Source organism: Calidithermus terrae (genome assembly GCF_003574345.1).
GTDB lineage: Bacteria > Deinococcota > Deinococci > Deinococcales > Thermaceae > Calidithermus > Calidithermus chliarophilus.
On sequence record NZ_QXDL01000083.1, the window covers coordinates 1 to 16,711 of the forward strand.

Annotated in this window: 16 protein-coding genes, 1 tRNA gene and 1 pseudogene; 6 read left to right on the forward strand and 12 right to left on the reverse strand. The window is 69.0% G+C overall.

Annotation, left to right across the window (positions count from 1 at the left end; genetic code table 11):
• The 9 genes and pseudogenes from Mterra_RS10850 to lnt form a co-directional block, all read right to left on the reverse strand.
• Positions 1-854: pseudogene (locus Mterra_RS10850) on the reverse strand (DUF4139 domain-containing protein); the annotation flags it as partial.
• 134 nt (positions 855-988) lie between these two features.
• Positions 989-1,993 (reverse strand): ABC transporter ATP-binding protein, encoded by a 1,005-nt coding sequence (locus tag Mterra_RS10855; RefSeq protein ID WP_119315206.1) that lies wholly within the window; start codon positions 1,991-1,993, stop codon positions 989-991.
• Entirely contained in the window at positions 1,990-3,018 is a 1,029-nt protein-coding gene (locus Mterra_RS10860) for an ABC transporter ATP-binding protein (protein ID WP_027892340.1), read from the reverse strand. Before Mterra_RS10860 ends, Mterra_RS10855 begins: the two co-directional genes overlap by 4 nt.
• A 175-nt stretch (positions 3,019-3,193) precedes the next feature.
• Positions 3,194-4,579: an ABC transporter permease gene (locus tag Mterra_RS10865; RefSeq protein WP_119315207.1), complete on the reverse strand. Its 1,386-nt coding sequence runs from the start codon at positions 4,577-4,579 to the stop codon at positions 3,194-3,196.
• 8 nt (positions 4,580-4,587) lie between these two features.
• Complete coding sequence (locus tag Mterra_RS10870; protein ID WP_119315208.1) at positions 4,588-5,589, reverse strand: ABC transporter permease; 1,002 nt, start codon at positions 5,587-5,589, stop codon at positions 4,588-4,590.
• A gap of 52 nt (positions 5,590-5,641) precedes the next feature.
• Positions 5,642-7,369: an ABC transporter substrate-binding protein gene (locus Mterra_RS10875; protein WP_119315209.1), complete on the reverse strand. Its 1,728-nt coding sequence runs from the start codon at positions 7,367-7,369 to the stop codon at positions 5,642-5,644.
• A gap of 547 nt (positions 7,370-7,916) precedes the next feature.
• A complete protein-coding gene (secG, locus tag Mterra_RS10880) occupies positions 7,917-8,147 on the reverse strand; it encodes a preprotein translocase subunit SecG (protein WP_119315210.1) in 231 nt (76 codons plus the stop codon).
• A 74-nt stretch (positions 8,148-8,221) separates the two neighbouring features.
• Positions 8,222-8,307, reverse strand: a tRNA-Leu gene (locus Mterra_RS10885).
• A 31-nt stretch (positions 8,308-8,338) separates the two neighbouring features.
• Positions 8,339-9,673 carry an apolipoprotein N-acyltransferase gene (gene lnt / locus Mterra_RS10890; RefSeq protein WP_119315211.1) on the reverse strand — a complete coding sequence of 445 codons (1,335 nt, stop codon included), beginning with the start codon at positions 9,671-9,673 and terminating at the stop codon, positions 8,339-8,341.
• 109 nt (positions 9,674-9,782) lie between these two features.
• Here lnt and Mterra_RS10895 point away from each other — a divergent pair, with 109 nt between their 5' ends.
• A complete protein-coding gene (locus Mterra_RS10895) occupies positions 9,783-10,490 on the forward strand; it encodes a metallophosphoesterase family protein (protein WP_119315212.1) in 708 nt (235 codons plus the stop codon).
• Positions 10,491-10,671: 181 nt separating this feature from the next.
• Here the strand turns inward: Mterra_RS10895 and queG are convergent, their stop codons facing one another.
• Positions 10,672-11,781, reverse strand: coding sequence for a tRNA epoxyqueuosine(34) reductase QueG (queG, locus tag Mterra_RS10900; protein ID WP_119315213.1), 1,110 nt, complete (start codon positions 11,779-11,781; stop codon positions 10,672-10,674).
• An 18-nt stretch (positions 11,782-11,799) separates the two neighbouring features.
• On the opposite strand from queG, the gene Mterra_RS10905 reads away from it, so the two are divergent.
• From Mterra_RS10905 to Mterra_RS10925, 5 genes are all read left to right on the forward strand, one after another.
• A complete protein-coding gene (locus Mterra_RS10905) occupies positions 11,800-12,813 on the forward strand; it encodes a homoserine dehydrogenase (protein WP_119315214.1) in 1,014 nt (337 codons plus the stop codon).
• A gap of 16 nt (positions 12,814-12,829) precedes the next feature.
• A complete protein-coding gene (gene thrC / locus Mterra_RS10910; RefSeq protein ID WP_119315215.1) occupies positions 12,830-14,137 on the forward strand; it encodes a threonine synthase in 1,308 nt (435 codons plus the stop codon).
• A 200-nt stretch (positions 14,138-14,337) separates the two neighbouring features.
• Positions 14,338-14,643 (forward strand): hypothetical protein, encoded by a 306-nt coding sequence (locus Mterra_RS10915; RefSeq protein WP_027892331.1) that lies wholly within the window; start codon positions 14,338-14,340, stop codon positions 14,641-14,643.
• Between the two features lie 5 nt (positions 14,644-14,648).
• Entirely contained in the window at positions 14,649-14,951 is a 303-nt protein-coding gene (locus Mterra_RS10920; RefSeq protein ID WP_119315216.1) for a hypothetical protein, read from the forward strand.
• The gene (locus Mterra_RS10925) at positions 14,948-15,715 is read left to right on the forward strand and encodes a nitrilase-related carbon-nitrogen hydrolase (RefSeq protein WP_119315217.1); all 768 of its coding nucleotides are present in this window, start codon (positions 14,948-14,950) and stop codon (positions 15,713-15,715) included. The genes Mterra_RS10920 and Mterra_RS10925 overlap by 4 nt, the downstream gene beginning before the upstream one ends.
• Here Mterra_RS10925 and Mterra_RS10930 read toward each other — a convergent pair.
• Together Mterra_RS10930 and Mterra_RS10935 are read right to left on the reverse strand one after the other, a co-directional pair.
• Positions 15,679-16,041, reverse strand: a complete 363-nt coding sequence (locus Mterra_RS10930) for a hypothetical protein (protein ID WP_119315218.1) — start codon at positions 16,039-16,041, stop codon at positions 15,679-15,681. The two genes, Mterra_RS10925 and Mterra_RS10930, sit on opposite strands and share 37 nt — an antisense overlap.
• 38 nt (positions 16,042-16,079) lie before the next feature.
• On the reverse strand, positions 16,080-16,711 hold a 632-nt coding region (locus Mterra_RS10935), incomplete at its 5' end, for a S41 family peptidase (RefSeq protein ID WP_245971598.1).

The window sequence follows — 16,711 nt, forward strand, 5'->3', positions numbered from 1 at the left end:
TTGCCCGCGACGTGGGTCTGGCTGACGCGCTTCTCCAGCGACTCGAAGCGGTAGGCCGGGCTCTGGGCGTAGGTCTCCAGCGGCGGGTCGGCCTCGCCGGGGGTCCGGGCGACGAGGTCGAGGGTGAGGGCCCCGGGCAGGCGGTAGCGGTAGGTGCCCCCGGCCTCGCCCACGAAGTCGGCGCCGGCCTTGTCCATCGCGGGCGCCCGCGACTCCAGCGCCTGCGGGGCGGGGACGGGCTGGTCGAAGCCGCCCTCGAGCACCGGCACGCTCCCGGCGACGAGCTCGACCTGCTTGAACTCCATCGGCTGGCCCAGGCGGTTCTCCAGGGCGGCCCAGCCGGTCAGGTCCACGCCCTCGAGGGTGTAGTACAGCTTCCAGCCCAGCCCCCGGCTGAGGTAGCTGAGGCTGGCCGCGCCGCCGCCCTGGTAGCGGAAGGTGACGCGGGCCGCGGGGCCCGGGCGCAGCCCGCTGGGGTCGGGGTAGGCGACGAGGCCGGGCAGGGCGGTGAGGTAGCGGCCCTCGAACTCGAAGATGGGCCGGTCAGGGTCAACGACGGTGGCCTCGCGCCACCGCCCCTCCCAGTAGAACTGCACCTTCTTGCCCCTGTACGCGGCCAGGGGGCTGCTCGGGGGCAGCACCTGCACCAGGCGCGACAGTTCCTCCACGCCGCTGAGCTCGAGCGTCCCCGCGATCAGGCTCTGCACCACCGCCTGCGAGGGCTCCCAGGTCCAGGTGCCCGCGGGCAGCGTCACCGGCTGGCGCACCTCGGCGAAACCGCGGTAGACGGTGGCTTCCTGCGCGAGAGAGATCCCCAAGGAGAGCGTGAGCGCGGCCAACAGGTGCTGTTTCATGAGCCAAGTAAAACACCCCAGCAGTAAGGCCCGATGAGAAAAGTTCCGGGCTTCGGCTAGAGAAGGGAGGGGCAGGCCCTGTGCCTGCCCCTCCAGCGTCTCGCGCTCAGCGTTTGGCTACCGAGCGCCGGTGTTCACAGGATGTCGTCGCGGATGCAGGCCTTGAAGTGGCCGGGGGCGACCTCGCGCAGCTCGGGCACGGTCTCGGCGCACTCCTTGATGGCGTAGCGGCAGCGGGTGCGGAACACGCAGCCCGAGGGGGGGTTGATGGGGCTGGGGATGTCGCCCTGCAGCACGATGCGCTCGCGCTTGAGGGTGGGGTCGGGCATGGGGATGGCCGACAGCAGCGCCTCGGTGTAGGGGTGCTTGGGCGAGCGGTAGAGGTCCCTGGAGGTGGCGAGCTCCATCACCTTGCCCAGGTACATCACGGCGATGCGGTCGGAGATGTACTCCACCACCGCCAGGTCGTGGGCGATGAAGAGCACGGTGAGGCCGAGCTGCTCCTTGAGGTCTTGCAGGAGGTTGACCACCTGGGCCTGGATCGACACGTCGAGCGCCGAGACCGGCTCGTCGGCCACGATGAACTCGGGGCGCACCGCCAGGGCGCGCGCGATGCCGATGCGCTGGCGCTGGCCGCCGGAGAACTCGTGCGGGTAGCGGCGGATGTGGTCGGGGTTGAGGCCCACGAGCTGCAAGAGCTCGGCCACCCGCTCGGTGCGGGCCTGGGCGGAGCCCTCGAGGTTGTGGATCACCAGCGGCTCGGCGATGATGTCGCCCACCGTCATGCGCGGGTTCAAGGAGGCGAAGGGGTCCTGGAAGATGATCTGCATCTTCCGGCGGTAGGTGCGCAGCTCCGGCTTGGGGATGCGGGTGATGTCGTTGCCGGCGAACTTGATGGTGCCGTCGGTGGGCTCGATCAGGCGCAGGATGGTGCGGCCGACGGTGGTCTTGCCCGAGCCCGACTCGCCCACCAGGCCCAGCACCTCGCCCTTGCGCACGTTGAAGCTCACGTCGTTGACGGCCTTGACGTTGGCCACCACACGGCTCAGGATGCCGCCACGGATGGGGAACCACTTCCTGAGGTTCTTGACCTCGACCAGGTTCTCGGTCGCGGCGGCTTTGGGGGTCGGCACGCTCACGCGGTCACCCCCTGTTCGGCCTGGATCTCGGCCCAGCGCACGCAGCGCACCATGTGGCCGCCGCCGGTGTCCTGCAGCAGCGGGATGTCGGTGTCGCAGCGGCCGGCCTGGAAGTACTTGCAGCGGGGGTGGAAGGCGCAGCCCGAGGGCAGGCGCAGGGGGTTGGGCACGTTGCCGGGGATGGCCTCGAGGCGCTGCTGGTGCTCGGCGGCGAGGTCGAGGCGGGGCACCGAGTTCAGCAGGCCCATGGTGTAGGGGTGCTTGGGGCGCTTGAAGGTGGGGGTGACGTCGGCCTCCTCCACCGCCCGCCCGGCGTACATCACCACCACCCGGTCGGCCATCTCGGCCACCACGCCGAGGTTGTGGGTGATGAAGAGGATGCTCATGCCGATCTCTTCCTGCAGCTTGTACATCAGCTCGAGGATCTGCGCCTGGATGGTCACGTCGAGCGCGGTGGTGGGCTCGTCGGCGATGAGGAGGGAGGGGTTGCAGGAGAGCGCCATGGCGATCATGACGCGCTGGCGCATGCCCCCCGACATCTGGTGGGGGTAGTTCGACAACCGCTTGCGGGGCTCGGGGATGCCCACGAGGTCGAGCATCTCGGCGGAGAGCTCGAGGGCTTCTTTCTTGCTCTTGCCCTGGTGCAGCACGATGGCCTCGGCGATCTGGTCGCCCACGGTGTAGACGGGGTTGAGCGAGGTCATGGGCTCCTGGAAGATCATGGCGATGTCGTTGCCGCGGATCTTGCGCATGGAGGCCTCGTCCTGCTTGGCGAGGTCCTTGACCTGCCCGTCCTTGCCGCGGAAGAGGATCTCCCCGCCCACGATGCGCCCCGGGGGGTTGGGGATCAGGCGCATGATCGCTAGGCTGGTCACGCTCTTGCCCGAGCCCGACTCGCCCACCACGGCCAGGGTCTCGCCCTTGTCGATATGAAAGGAAACACCGTCCACGGCTTTAACCACGCCGTCGTCGGTGAAGAAGTGAACCTTCAGGTCCTTGACCTCGAGCAGTCGCTTATCGTCCATCCGAACTCCTTGGGTGTATCTTCAGCATTCTACCGCATAAACTCTGCATAGGTTATACGCCATGACGGGAGAAAAATAAAGCTTTGAGCCCATAGCCAAAGGCTTTTTCCAACCATTCTACCCGCCAGACGACCGAGTACCCCCCGCCTCCGGGCAGAGGGGCACCCGTGCGGCGCTAACGCTTGGCCCTGGGGTCGAGCGCGTCCCGCAGGCCGTCGCCCATGAAGTTGAAGCACAAGATGGCGGCGAAGATGAACAGCCCCGGGATCAGCATCCACGGCCGGTCCACGAAGGCGGTGATGCCCTGGGCCTGGGCCTTGTTGAGCAGCAGGCCCCACGAGGAGGCCGGGTCCTGGATCCCCAGGCCGATGAACGAGAGCCCCGACTCGGCCAGGATGAAGCCGGGGATCGCCAGCGTAACGTTGACGATCAGGAAGGTGAAGGTGCCGGGGAGGATGTGCCGGGCGATCACCCGAGCGTCCGAAGCCCCCATGGCCTGGGCAGCCTGGGCGTACTCCATCTCGCGGAGCTGGAGGATCTGGCCGCGCATCACCCGCGCCAGGCCGCCCCAGTTGACGAAGGAGAGGATGCAGATGACCAGGTAGAAGCGCATCGCCGGGGGGATGCCCTGCGGGATGAGCACCGAGAGGGTGATGAGCAAAAAGAGGTCGGGGATGGCCGCCAGGACCTCGGTGGCGCGCATGATGACGGTGTCGAGGTCGATCTTGACGACCGGGAACAGGATGGCGTAGCCGATGGCTATCAGCAGCCCGATCCCCACTACCCCGAAGACGGCGGCCTCGAGGCCCCGGCTCGTCGCCAGGAACCCGCTGACCGTGACCCAGATCAGCCAGGCCAGGCCGCCCCACAGCGCCAGCCAGGCCAGGGTCTTGAGCAGGTTGGGCAGGGGGCTGCTGGCGAGGAACTTACGGTACGCCGGGTTGAGCAGCCCCACGCTCAGGGTGAGGGGTTTGCCGGCGAAGAAGCCCGACAGGCTGCCCATGAACACGCCGATGAGCAGGGCCAGCGCGGTGGCGAAGATGCCCACCGTCAGGCTGACGCGCGCCCCGTACCAGATGCGGCCCCACAGGTCGCGGCCGAAGTCGTCGGAGCCCCACAGGAAGAGGTAGGCCTGCTCGTTCTGCAGCCAGTCCCCGCCCATCAGGCGCAGGTTGGCGGGGATGAAGCCCAAGAACTTGTAGGGCTCCCCCTGCACGAAGAAGTTGATCACGTACTTCTGGGAGCAGTCCTGCACGAACTCGAGCTTGAAGGTCTCGAGGTTGCGCTTGCGCTCGACGGCGCAGATGTACGGGCGGGTCAGGCGGCCGTTGTCGTCGCGCCAGTGGATGACGGTGGGTGGGGAGAAGGTGAGGTCGCGGAAACTCTTGGTCTCCGGGTAGGGGGCTAAGAAGTCGGCGAATAAGGCGCCGAGGTAGAGCACCAGCAGCACCCCGCCGCCCAGACGGGCCAGGGGGTGACGGCGGAAGCGGGTCCAGGCCTCCTGAAAGAAACTCCGGCTTTCGACTGCCCCTTGCGGCTTGGCTTCGATCTTGCGAGTCATAACCGCCTCTAGTTGTAGCGAATCCTGGGGTCAACCCAGGCCAGGAGCAGGTCGGAGATCAGGTTGCCGATGATGAGCAAGAAGGTGCTGATGGTGATGAGGCCCATGATCACGTAGATGTCGATGGCCGACACCGCCTGCAGGAAGGCGGGCGTGATGCCGGGCCAGGCCATCACCACCTCGACCAGCCCCGCCCCGGCGATCAGCCCCGGCAGCAGCCCGCCGATCCCCGCGACGATGGGGATGACCGCGTTGCGCAGGGCGTGCTTGTAGATCACCATGCGCTCGGCGACCCCCTTGGCCCGCGCGGTTCGCACGAAGTCCTGCGAGAGCACCTCGAGCATCTGCCCGCGCATGATCCGCACCAGCCCCGCCATGCCGGAGGTCGAGAGCACGATCACCGGGAGGATCGAGTGCCACAGCACGTCGAGGGTGCGCTGCCACCACGGGGCCTCCAGGTAGGGCACCCCGCCGATCTCCTGGGAGGTCATCCCCCCGATCGGGAGAACGGGCCTGCCCACGTTGTCGTTTACCCAGATGGCGAAGTAGAGCATGATGAGGCCGAAGAAGAAATTGGGGATGGCCAGGCCGAAGAAGGCCAGAAAGGTCAGGGTACGGTCCCCCAGGGAGTACTTGCGCACGGCGGAGTACACCCCGATGGGGATGGCTACGGCGAAAATCAACAGCGTCGAGAGGACCACCAGCACCATCGAGTTGAGGATGGGCTGCCGGATCACGCTCCAAACGTCGCTGCGGTAGTCCAGCGAAATCCCCAAGTAGCCCTGAAACAGCACGCCGCTGAGCCACTTGGCGTACTGCACCGGCACCGGCTGGTCGAGGCCGAACTGCTGCCTCAGCCGCTCGATCTGCTCACGCTCGACCGTGGGGTCCAGTTCGAAACGGGTGATCGCGTCCCCGGGGGCGATCTGAATGATCACGAAGGCCAGGATCGTAGCCCCTACAAAGGTCGGTATGAGCTGCAAGAAACGACGGGCGATATAGTTCCACATGGTTCTAGGGTTTGGGGGGCGGCATACGCCGCCCCCCTATGCCCAAGGAGGCTTACTCCTTGGTAAAGACCGTCTCGATGTAGGGGAACTGGCCCACGATGGAGTTGAGCTGTGCCTTGGGGAACAGGCCGCCCAACCGGGCGTTGCGGGCCGGGTTGTACGCCGGGGCTACGGTGTAGATGAAGGGCAGGTTCTCGGCCACGACCTTCTGGAACTGCACGTAGATCTCGCGGCGCTTGGCCGGGTCGAGGGTGGTCGCGCCTTGGGTCATCAGCTTGTCGATGAGCACCTCGAAGGACTCGACCTGCTTGGGGGCCTGGCCGTTGAGGCCGAGGTTCCAGGCGTGCAGCGAGCCGTTGAGCTGCCAGGTGTTGCGGCTGAAGGCGGGCTCGATGCCGCCGGTCAGGCCGATGAGGATGGCGTCGAAGTCGCGGGTGCCGTCGGCGGCGGGCTGGGTGAGCTGGCGCACGAGCTCGTTGAAGTCGACGGGGCGGTAGTTGACCTTGACGCCGGCCTTCTTGGCGTCCTCGGAGAAGATCTGGGCGATCTTCTCGCGGGTGTTGTTGCCCTGGTTGGTGACGAAGTTGAACTCGAGCACCTTGCCCGAGGCGTCAACGAGGAAGCCCTGGGCGTTCTTCTTGCGGAAGCCGAGCTCGGCCAGCAGGGCGGCGGCCTTCTGGGGGCTGAACTCGTACTTGACCACGTCGTCGGTGAAGAACTGCTTGACCGGGATGGAGATGGGGCTCCACATGGGCTGGCCCAGGCCGCCCAGGGCCACCTCGATCATGGACTTCTTGTCCACCAGGTGGGCCATGGCGCGGCGGAACTTCACCGAGCGGAAGAGCTTGGCCTTGTTGGGGTCTTTGTTGTTCCAGTTGAAGACGATGAACTCGGTGCCCGTGGTCACGTCGGCGTTGGGGAACACCTCGCCCTTCAGGCCGCCCGAGCGAACGCGCTCGAGGATCTGGGCCACCTGGTCGGCGTTGGAGGCGTTGTAGGCGTCGGTCTCGCCCGCGAGGAACTTAGCCAGCGAGGCGTTGAGGTCGGGGACGGTGATGAAGGTGTAGCGCTCGAGGTAGGCGACGGCGTTGTTCTTGTCGTCCACGCCCCAGTAGTTGGGGTTGCGCTTGAGCACCACGCGCTCGCCCTTGGCGTAGGACTCCAGCATGAAGGGGCCGCCCGAGACGATGCGGTTCACCGGGGTCTCGAGGGTCCACAGCTCGGCGATCTTGCCGGCCTTGTAGGCCTCGCCGAAGACGTGCTCGGGCGCGATGTACCACCCCTGGATCAGCGCCGGGGCGTAGGGCTTGGGGAAGTCGGCGCGCACGGTGTACTGGTCAATTTTGGTCCACTTGACCGGCTGGCCGTCGATGACGAAGGAACTGCGGGAGTTGGAGTTGACCTTGGGGTCGGCGTGCGCGGTGGCGCTGAAGATCACGTCGTCGGCGTCGATGGCCTGGCCGTCGGACCACTTCGCGCCCTGGCGCAGCTTGAAGATCACGGAGAGGCCGTTGTTGCGAACCTCCCACGACTGGGCCAGCAGCCCCTCGGGCTTCAGGCCGTAGGGGTCGTAGCCCGTGAGGGTCGGCAGGAAGAGCGCGATGACGTTGGTGGACGAGGTCTCGCGGGCCACGAAGGGGTTGAAGGTGCGGGGGTCGGAGATGGCGGAGACGCGGTAGTTGCCGCCCGCCTTGCCCGCTTCCACCCCCTTGAACACCTTGGGCTGGGCCACGGCCAGCCCTGCCAAAGCCAGCATGCTTAGAGCCAGGATTTTCTTCATCTGAGCCTCCAGAACGACAATCCAAATAGCCCGAGCACCCGTAGCTCATAACTTGAGTAAGGCACTAGGGATTGGACTTGGGTCAACGCTATCGGCCTATTCCCCATCTGTCAAGTCAGTACGGTGACAAGTTCAGTGGGCAGGATGAGGGTTTTATCCACCGAAAGGTGGAGGATTAAGCCTTTACGGTCCCCCCCAGATCGCCGGACGTCTTATGCCCGGCTCGGTCGGTTCGTTACCGTTCGGTAACGAGCCAACCCGCCCAAGGGTGTGCCCCAGGATTCGAAAAGATAGCCTCCAGGGTTCTGGGTTGGATGAATATCTTTTTGAATCCGGTATTACCGGATCGAGCGGCTTGATTGAGCATGCCTGCTCACAAATTGCGTGGTGTCCGATGGCGGTTCCGGCAAACACCCGCCGGTCTTGGCAAGGCCGCGCCGGTGCTCACCGCGCCTGCCACGGGTACCGGCAAGCATTCAAGGCCCGCAGAATGTTGACGAAGGCGGCGCCGGGCGGGGTAGCACGCCGCCCGGCGCCTTCGGGTCGTTCAGATGCGCCAGACGCCCAGGATGAGCGCGCTCACCACGAAGACCACGCCCAGGACCACGGTCAGGCGGTAGAGGCCGCCGGTGACGCCCCGGGCGCTGAAGAGGTCGCTGCTGCCGCCCAGCAGGTCGCCGGCCCCGCCGCTCTTGGGCTCTTGGTTGAGCACCAGGTAGACCAGAAAGGCGGCTATCAGGACGTAGCCGATCACGAACAGGGTGTGCAGGATTTCCACAGCTTCCTCCGTATTTCCAGGGTCAGGCCCTCAGCCTTCGGTCTGACCCGCCCAGCAAGCACAGACGCTTATCCTGGTGCCGGGAGGGGGACTCGAACCCCCATGGCTGTTAACCGCTCGATTTTGAGTCGAGTGCGTCTACCGATTCCGCCATCCCGGCATTGTGGCCTGGGCCTACCGGCCCGGCGACTTCAAATCATACGCATTCTCGGCCCCGTTCGCAAGCCGAAAGCCAGCACGAGCGCGCCCAGGGCCACCACCCAGTCCCCCAAGCGCACGTACGGCGTCTGCCCCTCGCGCAGCGCGTAGGGCGCGAGCATGACCCCCTCGACGTGCTGCTTCATGCGGTTGACCACCCGGCCCCAGGGATCGACCGAGGCGGTCACGCCGTCGTTGCCCACGCGCAGCAGCCAGCGCCCGGTCTCTACGGCCCGCATGCGGCCCATCTGGAAGTGCTGCTCGGCGCCGAAGCTGGGGCCGAACCAGGCGTCGTTGGTGCCCAGCACCAGCACCTGGGCGCCCTGGCGCACCAGGTCGCGGGTGACGGCGGGGAAGACCGACTCGTAGCAGATGTAGGCGCCGTAGCGCTCGAGCGCCACCGGGCGCTGCCCCGGCTCGCGGTCGCCGAAGCTGCTGCCGGGCCCGAAGAAGGCCTCGAAGAAGAAGGTGTAGACCCCGTCGAGCGCCCTGCGCCAGGGGTAGGTCTCGCCGAAGGGCGTGAGGCGGGTCTTGACGTGGGTCGCCAGCACCTCCCCCTCCCGCCATAGCCGCGCTTCGTTGGACGGGCCGTTGCTGAAGCCCGTGACCAGCTCCCTCGAGCCCATGACCCCCTCGAGCTCCTCCGGGAAGCGGTACACGGCGGTCTCGGGCCACACCACCAGCCGGGCTTGGGGGTGCTCGGCGAGGCCGTCGCGGGTCAGGCGCAGGTAGAGCTCGTCGTCGGGCAGGCCCATGCGCTTGCGCAGGGGGTCCACGTTGCCCTGCACCAGGAGCGCTTGGTGCTGCGGGGCCTCGGAGGGCAGGGGCATGACCCAGAAAAAGGCCCAGGCCGCCAGCGCCCAGTACTGCTTGCGCGCCACGGCCCAGGCCATCAGGAGCACGATCAAGGTAAGGAGGAACACCCCGCCCAGCGTCGCCAGCACCCGGCCCGGCGCGTCGATCATGCTGTAGCCCAGGAAGCCCCAGGGGAACTTGACCTCGGTGAGGGTGGTCCAGTAGTCCAGCAGCAGCCAGCCGCCGACGCGGGCCAGCGGCCGCCGCACGGTGAGGCCGAACAGCAACCCCCACAGCGCCGCCTTAGCCAGGATCAAAGGGATGAAGGGCACCGCGCCCCAGGGCCCGAAGTTGAGGGTGAAGCTCTGCGGGAGCCAGATCAGGTGCAGCGCCCAGAAGCCCAGGCCCGCCAGAAAGCCCACCCGGAAGCCGCCCTGGAACAGGAAGTAGGCCAGGGGTAGCGGAGCCAGGAAGCCCAGGGGAAAAGGGGGGAGGGTGAAGGCCAGGGCCAGCCCGGACACGACAAAACGCACGGTTCGAAGTATACCGGCCCTTCCCGATGAGTTACGTGGCATTAACCGGCCGCCCCAGCCCCGTTAATGACCGTGCCTAAAGCGGCGATCCGTGGAAGAATGGTCCTCGATGCGTCTGGCAATCCTCGCCGAGATACACGCCAACTTGCCCGCGCTCGAGGCCGCCCTGCAGGCCGCCCGCCACGAAAGCGTGGACCAGGTCTGGGCAGTGGGCGATCTGGTGGGCTACGGGCCCCACCCCCGTCAGGTTCTGCGCCGCTTGGACAAGGAAGGCATCCCCTGCGTGCCGGGTGCCGCCGACCTCAAGGTGGCCTTCGCCATGATGGGCATGCAGCGCGAGGGCGTGGCCGACTCGATCCTGGCCTGGACCAGCGAACAGCTCAGCAAGCGCGAGCTCCAATTCCTGCGCGGCCTGCGCCCCCGTCAGCGCATCGAGCTCATCGGCGGCCGCCTCACCGCGCTGCACGGCCTCCCCGACGACCCCGAGGCCAAACTGGACACCGAGGCCAACGTCCGCGAGATCCAGGAGATGTTCACCAAGCTCCGCACCCGCTGGGGCGTGTTCGCCGGGCGGCACATCCCCTTCTACCGCCGCGTGGGCGACGGCCTGCTCATCGACCCCGGCTCGGTGGGCCTGACCCTGGGCGGCGAGCCGGGCGCCGACGTGCTGATCCTGGAGGAAGACCTCGAGGGCAAGCTCAACATCCGCTTCCTCAAGGTGCCCTACGACTTCGGCCAGGTCATCTTCGACCTCACCGCCTGGGAGCTGCCCCCCATCGTGGCCGAGGTGATCCGGCTGGGGCGGTATCCGGGGTAAGGGTGGTTAGTGGTTAGCTGTCAAGGGCCGAGGGCCAAAGCGTCTTGCGTTTCGCGTTTGGCGTTTCGCGTACGACGTAGGATGTACGACCCGCGTCTTGCGTCTGGCGTACGGCGTACGGCGTAGGACGTACGACGTAGGACCGGCGTACGCCGCAGGACGTACGACCCGCGCCCGGCGTTTAGCGCTCGGCCAACGACACCCTCTCCAGCGCTTCCCGCACGTAGCGAGCCACCTCCGGGTCGGGGTCGCCCAACGCCGCTCCGGCTTCTGCTGCCTTCCCCAGGCGCACCAGGCCTGCCGCGGCCGTGGCCCGCACTGCCGGGTTTACGTCCTGCAAGGCACGGCGGAAGTAGGGCAGGTGGGCGTCGTCGCCGGTGTTGGAGAGGACGATGAGGGCGTTGCGGGCGAGGGCGGTGCGGCCGGGGCGGGTGAGGACGGTGCCCGCGAAGCGGCGGGCGAAGGCCCGGCCGGAGAGGGTGAGGAAGGCCCAGAGGTCGGGGTGGGCCAGTTCGGGGTCGGGCGTGAAGCCCTGCCAGAGGGCGGCGGCCTTGCGGTTCCAGGGGCACACCTCCTGGCAGATATCGCAGCCGAGCAGCCACTCGCCGACGCCGGGCCACAGCTCCTGGGGGATGAGGCCCCGGTGCTCGATGGTCCAGTAGCTGACGCAGCGGCGGGCGTCGAGGGTGCCGTCGCCGGGGAGGGCCTGGGTGGGGCAGGCGGTGAAACAGCGGGCGCAGCGGCCGCAGCGGTCGGGGTGAAGCGGCAGGGGGGTGGCCTCGAGCTCGGTCAGCAACACCGCCAGCGTCAGGTAGCTGCCCTCCCCCATCCGCATCCACATGCCGTTCTTGCCGATCCAGCCCAGCCCGCCCAGCGCGGCGTAGCTGCGCTCGGACAGCGGCCCGTGGTCCACGTAGCCTTTGGCCCGTACCCCCGCCTGTCGGGCCAGCCCCTCCAGGGCGGCCAGGTGGGGCTCGAGCAGGCCGTGGTAGTCGCGCACCCAGGCGTAGCGGGCCACCCGCCCGACCCGCAAGCCCCCCGCGGGCACGCCGGGGTCGGGGTAGGCGTGGGGCGCGGCCAGCACCAGCACGCTGCGGGCCCAGGGGAAGTGGCGCACGGGCTCGAGCCGCTCCTCCACCCCGCGCTCGAGGTAGCCCATCCCGGCGTGGGCTCCCTGCCCGAGCCAGTCGCGGTAGCGCTGCCGGACGGGTTGGGGCAGCTCGAGGGGGGCCCAGGCGGTGAGAAAGCCCTGCTCCCGCGCGTAGCCCTCCAGGACCTCCCTCGCCTCCACCCCGATATAATCCCACGCATGGAGACGGTACGCATTGCCCTTTTGGGTGCCGGGACCGTGGGCTCCTCCCTGGTGGAGCTGCTCGAGGCCCACCGGGCGCGCCTGGAGGCCTTCGGCTACCGCGCCGAGCTGGTCTCGGTGCTGGTGCGCGACGCGGGCAAGCCCCGGCCCGGCATCCCCGCCCACCTCCTCACCGCCGACCCCGGCGCCCTGGCCGAGGCCGACGTGCTCATCGAGGTGATGGGGGGCACCGAGCGGGCCGGCGACCTGGTGCTGCGGGCCCTCGAGGCCGGCACCCCGGTGATCACGGCCAACAAGGCCCTGCTGGCCGAGCGCTGGGGCGAGCTGAGGGGCTATGCCGAGGCGGGGCTGCTGTACTACGAGGCCAGCGTGATGGCCGGCACCCCGGTGATCGGCGCGCTGCAAAGCCTGTGGGGCAACCGCCTGCTCGAGCTGCACGCCATCCTCAACGGCACCTGCAACTACATCCTCAACCGGCTCGAGGCGGGCGTCCCCTACGCCCAGGCCCTCGAGGAGGCCCAGGCCAAGGGCTACGCCGAGGCCGACCCCACCCTCGACGTCGGCGGCTTCGACGCGGCCCACAAGCTCACGGTGCTCGCGAGGCTCACCGCCGACCCCGGCTTCGCCTGGGAGGGCGTAAAAGCCAACACCCGCGGCATCGAAGCGCTCACCCCCGAACGGCTCGGCGAGGCCCGCGCCGGCGGCCAGGTGATCCGGCTCGTCGGAAGCCTCTTCCCCCAGGACGGGCGGTGGGTGGGCAAGGTGCGCCCGGTGCGCCTGCCCGCCAGCCACCCCCTGGCCCTGATGGGCAGCGCCCGCAACGCGCTGGTCTGCCGCACGCAGGAGGCGGGCGAGCTGGTGTTCTCCGGCGCGGGGGCGGGCGGCCACGTCACCGCCAGCGCGGTGCTGGGCGACCTCTACCGCCTGGTCGCGGGCCAGCCGGGCCACCTGCCCATCCCGGCCCCGCTCCCTGTCCCCCAGGTTCAGGTCGAGGCGCTGGACGAAGTTTGAGCCGCTCAGGAGCACGATGATTCAGTACTACAGCACCCGCGACCCCCGCCGAGCCCCGCTGCGCTTCGAGGACGCCCTGCTCAAGGGCCTGGCCCCCGACGGCGGGCTCTACGTGCCCGGCAAGGTCCCCACCGTTGACCCCGCCAACTGGCTGAACGCCCGCTCCCTGCCCGAACTCGCCGTCAGCGTCCTGCGCCCCTGGCTCGAGCCCGAGGTCCCGCCGGCCGAGCTCGAGGCCCTCCTGCACGACGCCCTCGACTTCCCCTGCCCCCTGGTGCGCCTGGGCGACGACCTGTTCGTGCTCGAGCTCTTCCACGGACCCACCCGCTCCTTCAAGGACTTCGGGGCCCGCACCATGGCCCGCCTGATGCAGCACTTCCTGCGCCGGCGCGGCGAGCGCCGCGTGATCCTGGTCGCCACCTCCGGCGACACCGGCAGCGCCGTGGCCGACGGCTTCGCCGGCCAGGGCAACATCGAGGTGGTGCTGCTCTACCCGCTGGGCAAGGTCAGCGACGTGCAGGAGCGCCAGCTCATCGTGCGGCGGCCCGGGGTGCGGGCGCTGGCGGTGCGGGGCAGCTTCGACGACTGCCAGCGCATGGTGAAGGAGGCCTTCGTAGACCCCGAATTGGCCCACCTGCCCCTCAGCAGCGCCAACTCCATCAACATCGGGCGGCTGCTGCCGCAGGCGCTGTACTACCTCTGGGCCGTGCGGCAGCTCGCCGCCGAGCACGGCCTGAGCCCGCAGCGCCTGAACTTCTGCGTCCCCAGCGGCAACCTGGGCAACCTCACCGGCGGGGTTTTGGCCGCTCTGATGGGCCAGCCCGTGCAGCGCTTCCTCGCCGCCCACAACGCCAACCACTTCTTCCCCGACTTCCTGGCGGGCAAGGCCGAGGCCTACGGGTTCCACCCCACCATCGCCACCGTCTCCAACGCCATGGACGTGGGCTCGCCCAGCAACTTCGAGCGCCTGCTGCACCTGCTCGGCCCCGAGCGCATGCGGGCGTGGTTCTGGGGCACCACCGTCTCCGACGAGGCCACCCTCGAGCGCATGCGCGAGACCCACCGGGCCTACGGCTACCTGGCCTGCCCCCACACCTCGGTGGGCCTCGAGGCCCAGGCCCGTTACCGCGCCGGGACCGGCGACCGCACCCCCCTCGTCACGCTGGCCTGCGCCCACCCCGCCAAGTTCCCCGAGGCCGTCTCCAGCGCCCTGGGCATCCCTGCGCCCAAGGACGGTGCGCTCGAGGCCCTCTGGCAGCGGGAGACCCAGGTGACCACCGTCGAGCCCTCGTTGCAAGCGCTCAGGCAGGTGCTGCTGGGTTGAGGTGCGGAATGCTGAACGCCGGTAGCCGGGCGCTGGGCGTGGGTCGTACGTCCTACGCCGTACGCAAAAAGCCAAACGCAAGACGCAAAACGCAAGACGCCTTGGCCCTCGACCTTGATGCCGGCGGGAAGGGGTTCCTACGAGCCAAGAGCCACCCGTCCCCCACACCCTCTTCACCCGGATCGCGTAGACTACGGGGCATGGAGTCGAAGGAGAGAGTCAACAAAGAACCCTTTCCCGGGGCCTATCTCGTGGGTCTCGTGATCACGCTGGGGCTGCTGATCGGCGTGGTGCTGGTGGGCAGCACCCTCTCCCCGGCTGCGTCGGGCTTCCTGGTGGCGCTGGGGCTGGGCCTCACGGTCAACCCCAAGTACGCGACGTGGTTCCTGGCCGCCGGGGTGTTCTGCGCGCTGATGGGCTTCGCGGGCAGCGAGCCCCAGATCGCGTGGGGCGGGGTCGCGCTGGTGATCTCGCAAGTGGTGGTCAAGCTGTTCATCAAGTCGTAAGGCCTATGTCGCCCCACCGCTTCGCGCAAGCCCTCTCCCTGCTGGGCGTGGCGGCCTTCGCCGTGGGCTACCTGCTGCGCCCCAGCCCCCCGCTCGTCGGGCTGGGGCTGGGCGTGATGCTGGGCGCGGCCATCCTGCAGTACCCGCAGGGGCAGCGGCCCTTCGTGCTGCCGCTGTACGCCTGGGTGGGCGGGGTGCTCGCCTTCACCCAGCTCTTCGTGGGGCATTTCCTGGGCTACGTGGGCGGGCTGGCGCTGGGGCTGGCCCTGCCCTACGTGCTCTACCTGAGGCAAAGGAGCGTGCCGTGAAGACCGCACTGGTGCACCTGGCGACCCGTGAAACCCCCGGGGCTACCCTCGAGGCCGCCTTGGGCTGGCTCGAGCAGGCCCACGCCCAAGGCGCCGAGCTGGCCCTGCTGCCCGAGCTGTTCTCCTCCGGCTACCGCTACCCGGACGCCGCCCAGACCCCGGAGGTGCTGGCCCGGCTCCAGGACTTCGCCCGCGACAGCGGGATGACCGTGGCCTGCGGGGTGCTCGAGGCCGCCGGCGAGCGCCACGCCAACCGCCTGCGGGTGCTGGCCCCCGAGGGCGAGCGCGCGGTCTACACCAAGCTGCACCTGATCCCCGCCTTCGACGAGCCGCGCACCATGATCGCAGGCGAGCGCCCGGTGGCGCTCGAGCTCGGCGGCTTCACCGCCGGGCTGAGCATCTGCTTCGACCTGCGCTTCCCCGAGCTGTACCGGGGCTACGCCGTGCAGGGCGCCGACCTCTTCCTGGTGCCCTCGGCCTGGCCCGCCGAGCGGGCGGCCGCCTGGGAGCTGCTGGCCCGGGCCCGGGCCGCCGAGAACCAGGCCTACCTGCTGGCCGTCAACCACGCCGAACCTCCCTTCGGGGCCCCAAGCCTGGCGGTGGGCCCGCTGGGCGAGGTGCTGGGGCGGCTCGAGGCCGAGGGCTTGCTGGTGGTCGAGCTCGACCCTGCCCTGCCCAAGCGCCTGCGCCGGCAGTTCCCGGTGCTCTCCGAGCGCCGCCGCGACCTCTACGGCGACCTCTTCGCCCAGCCCGTGAGCAAGTAGGCCGCCGCGCCCAGCAGCATCCCCTCGGCCATGTTGGGGAGGTAGGTCCAGTAGGTGCCGAGCTCGAGGCGCAGGTAGATCAGCAGGGGCCAGGGGGCCAGGGCCCAGGCCAGCCCGTACTGCCCCCACCCCGCGGCCAGCACGAAGGCCACCCCCAGCCCGTGGTGGTAGCCCACCCAGCCCGAGCCGAAGGAGGTCTGGTAGATGAACCACAGCAGGTTGAGCCAGACCCCGGCCACGCCCCAATTGAGCCGCGCGAAGCGCACCGCGGCGAACCCCAGCCCCGCCAGCGCCAATGCCACGAAGAAATCCTCGACCGCGATCATGCCCAACCGAGCCTACGGCAGCCTCCGGGCTTTGGCAATCAGCGCAGGCGCTTGAGGTACTCGAGCGCGGCCGCCAGCGGGTCCTTCTCGACGACCCGGTCGGGCTCCACCCCCCGACCCTCCCAGGTCGGGCCGCTGAAGGGGGCCAGCACCCCCGAGGCCACCAGCGCCACCGCCCCGTCGGGGAAGCAGTACGGCAGCAACAGCTCGGTGTTGCCCGCGGTGCGCGTGCCGATGAGGTAGGCCCGCCTGGCGTTCTTGAGCGCCCCGGCCAGCCCTTCGGCGGCCGAGTTCACCTCCCCGTCGATCAGGACCACCAGCGGCCTCTGGGTGAGGGGCTGGCCGAAGGGCGGCGTGGTGGGCAGGGGGGCCACGCCCAGGCCCTTCGTCACCATGCGCCAGGGCACCCCGCGCATGAAGAAGCCCGCGACCTCGGCCATGCGGACGGCCAGGCCGCCGGGGTTGCCCCGCAGGTCGAGCACGTAGCCGATGGCCTGCGCGTCGTAGCGCTCGATGGCCCGGCGCAGCAGTTGCACGCCGCTGCCGTCCACCAGGTCGCTCAGCCGGAACACCACGACGCGGTCGTTGAACTCCACGCTCGAGGGCGGGAAGGCCGGTTTCTCCGGGGAAGGCCGGGGTTTTTCCGGCTGGGCGGGCTTAGGGGCGGGAG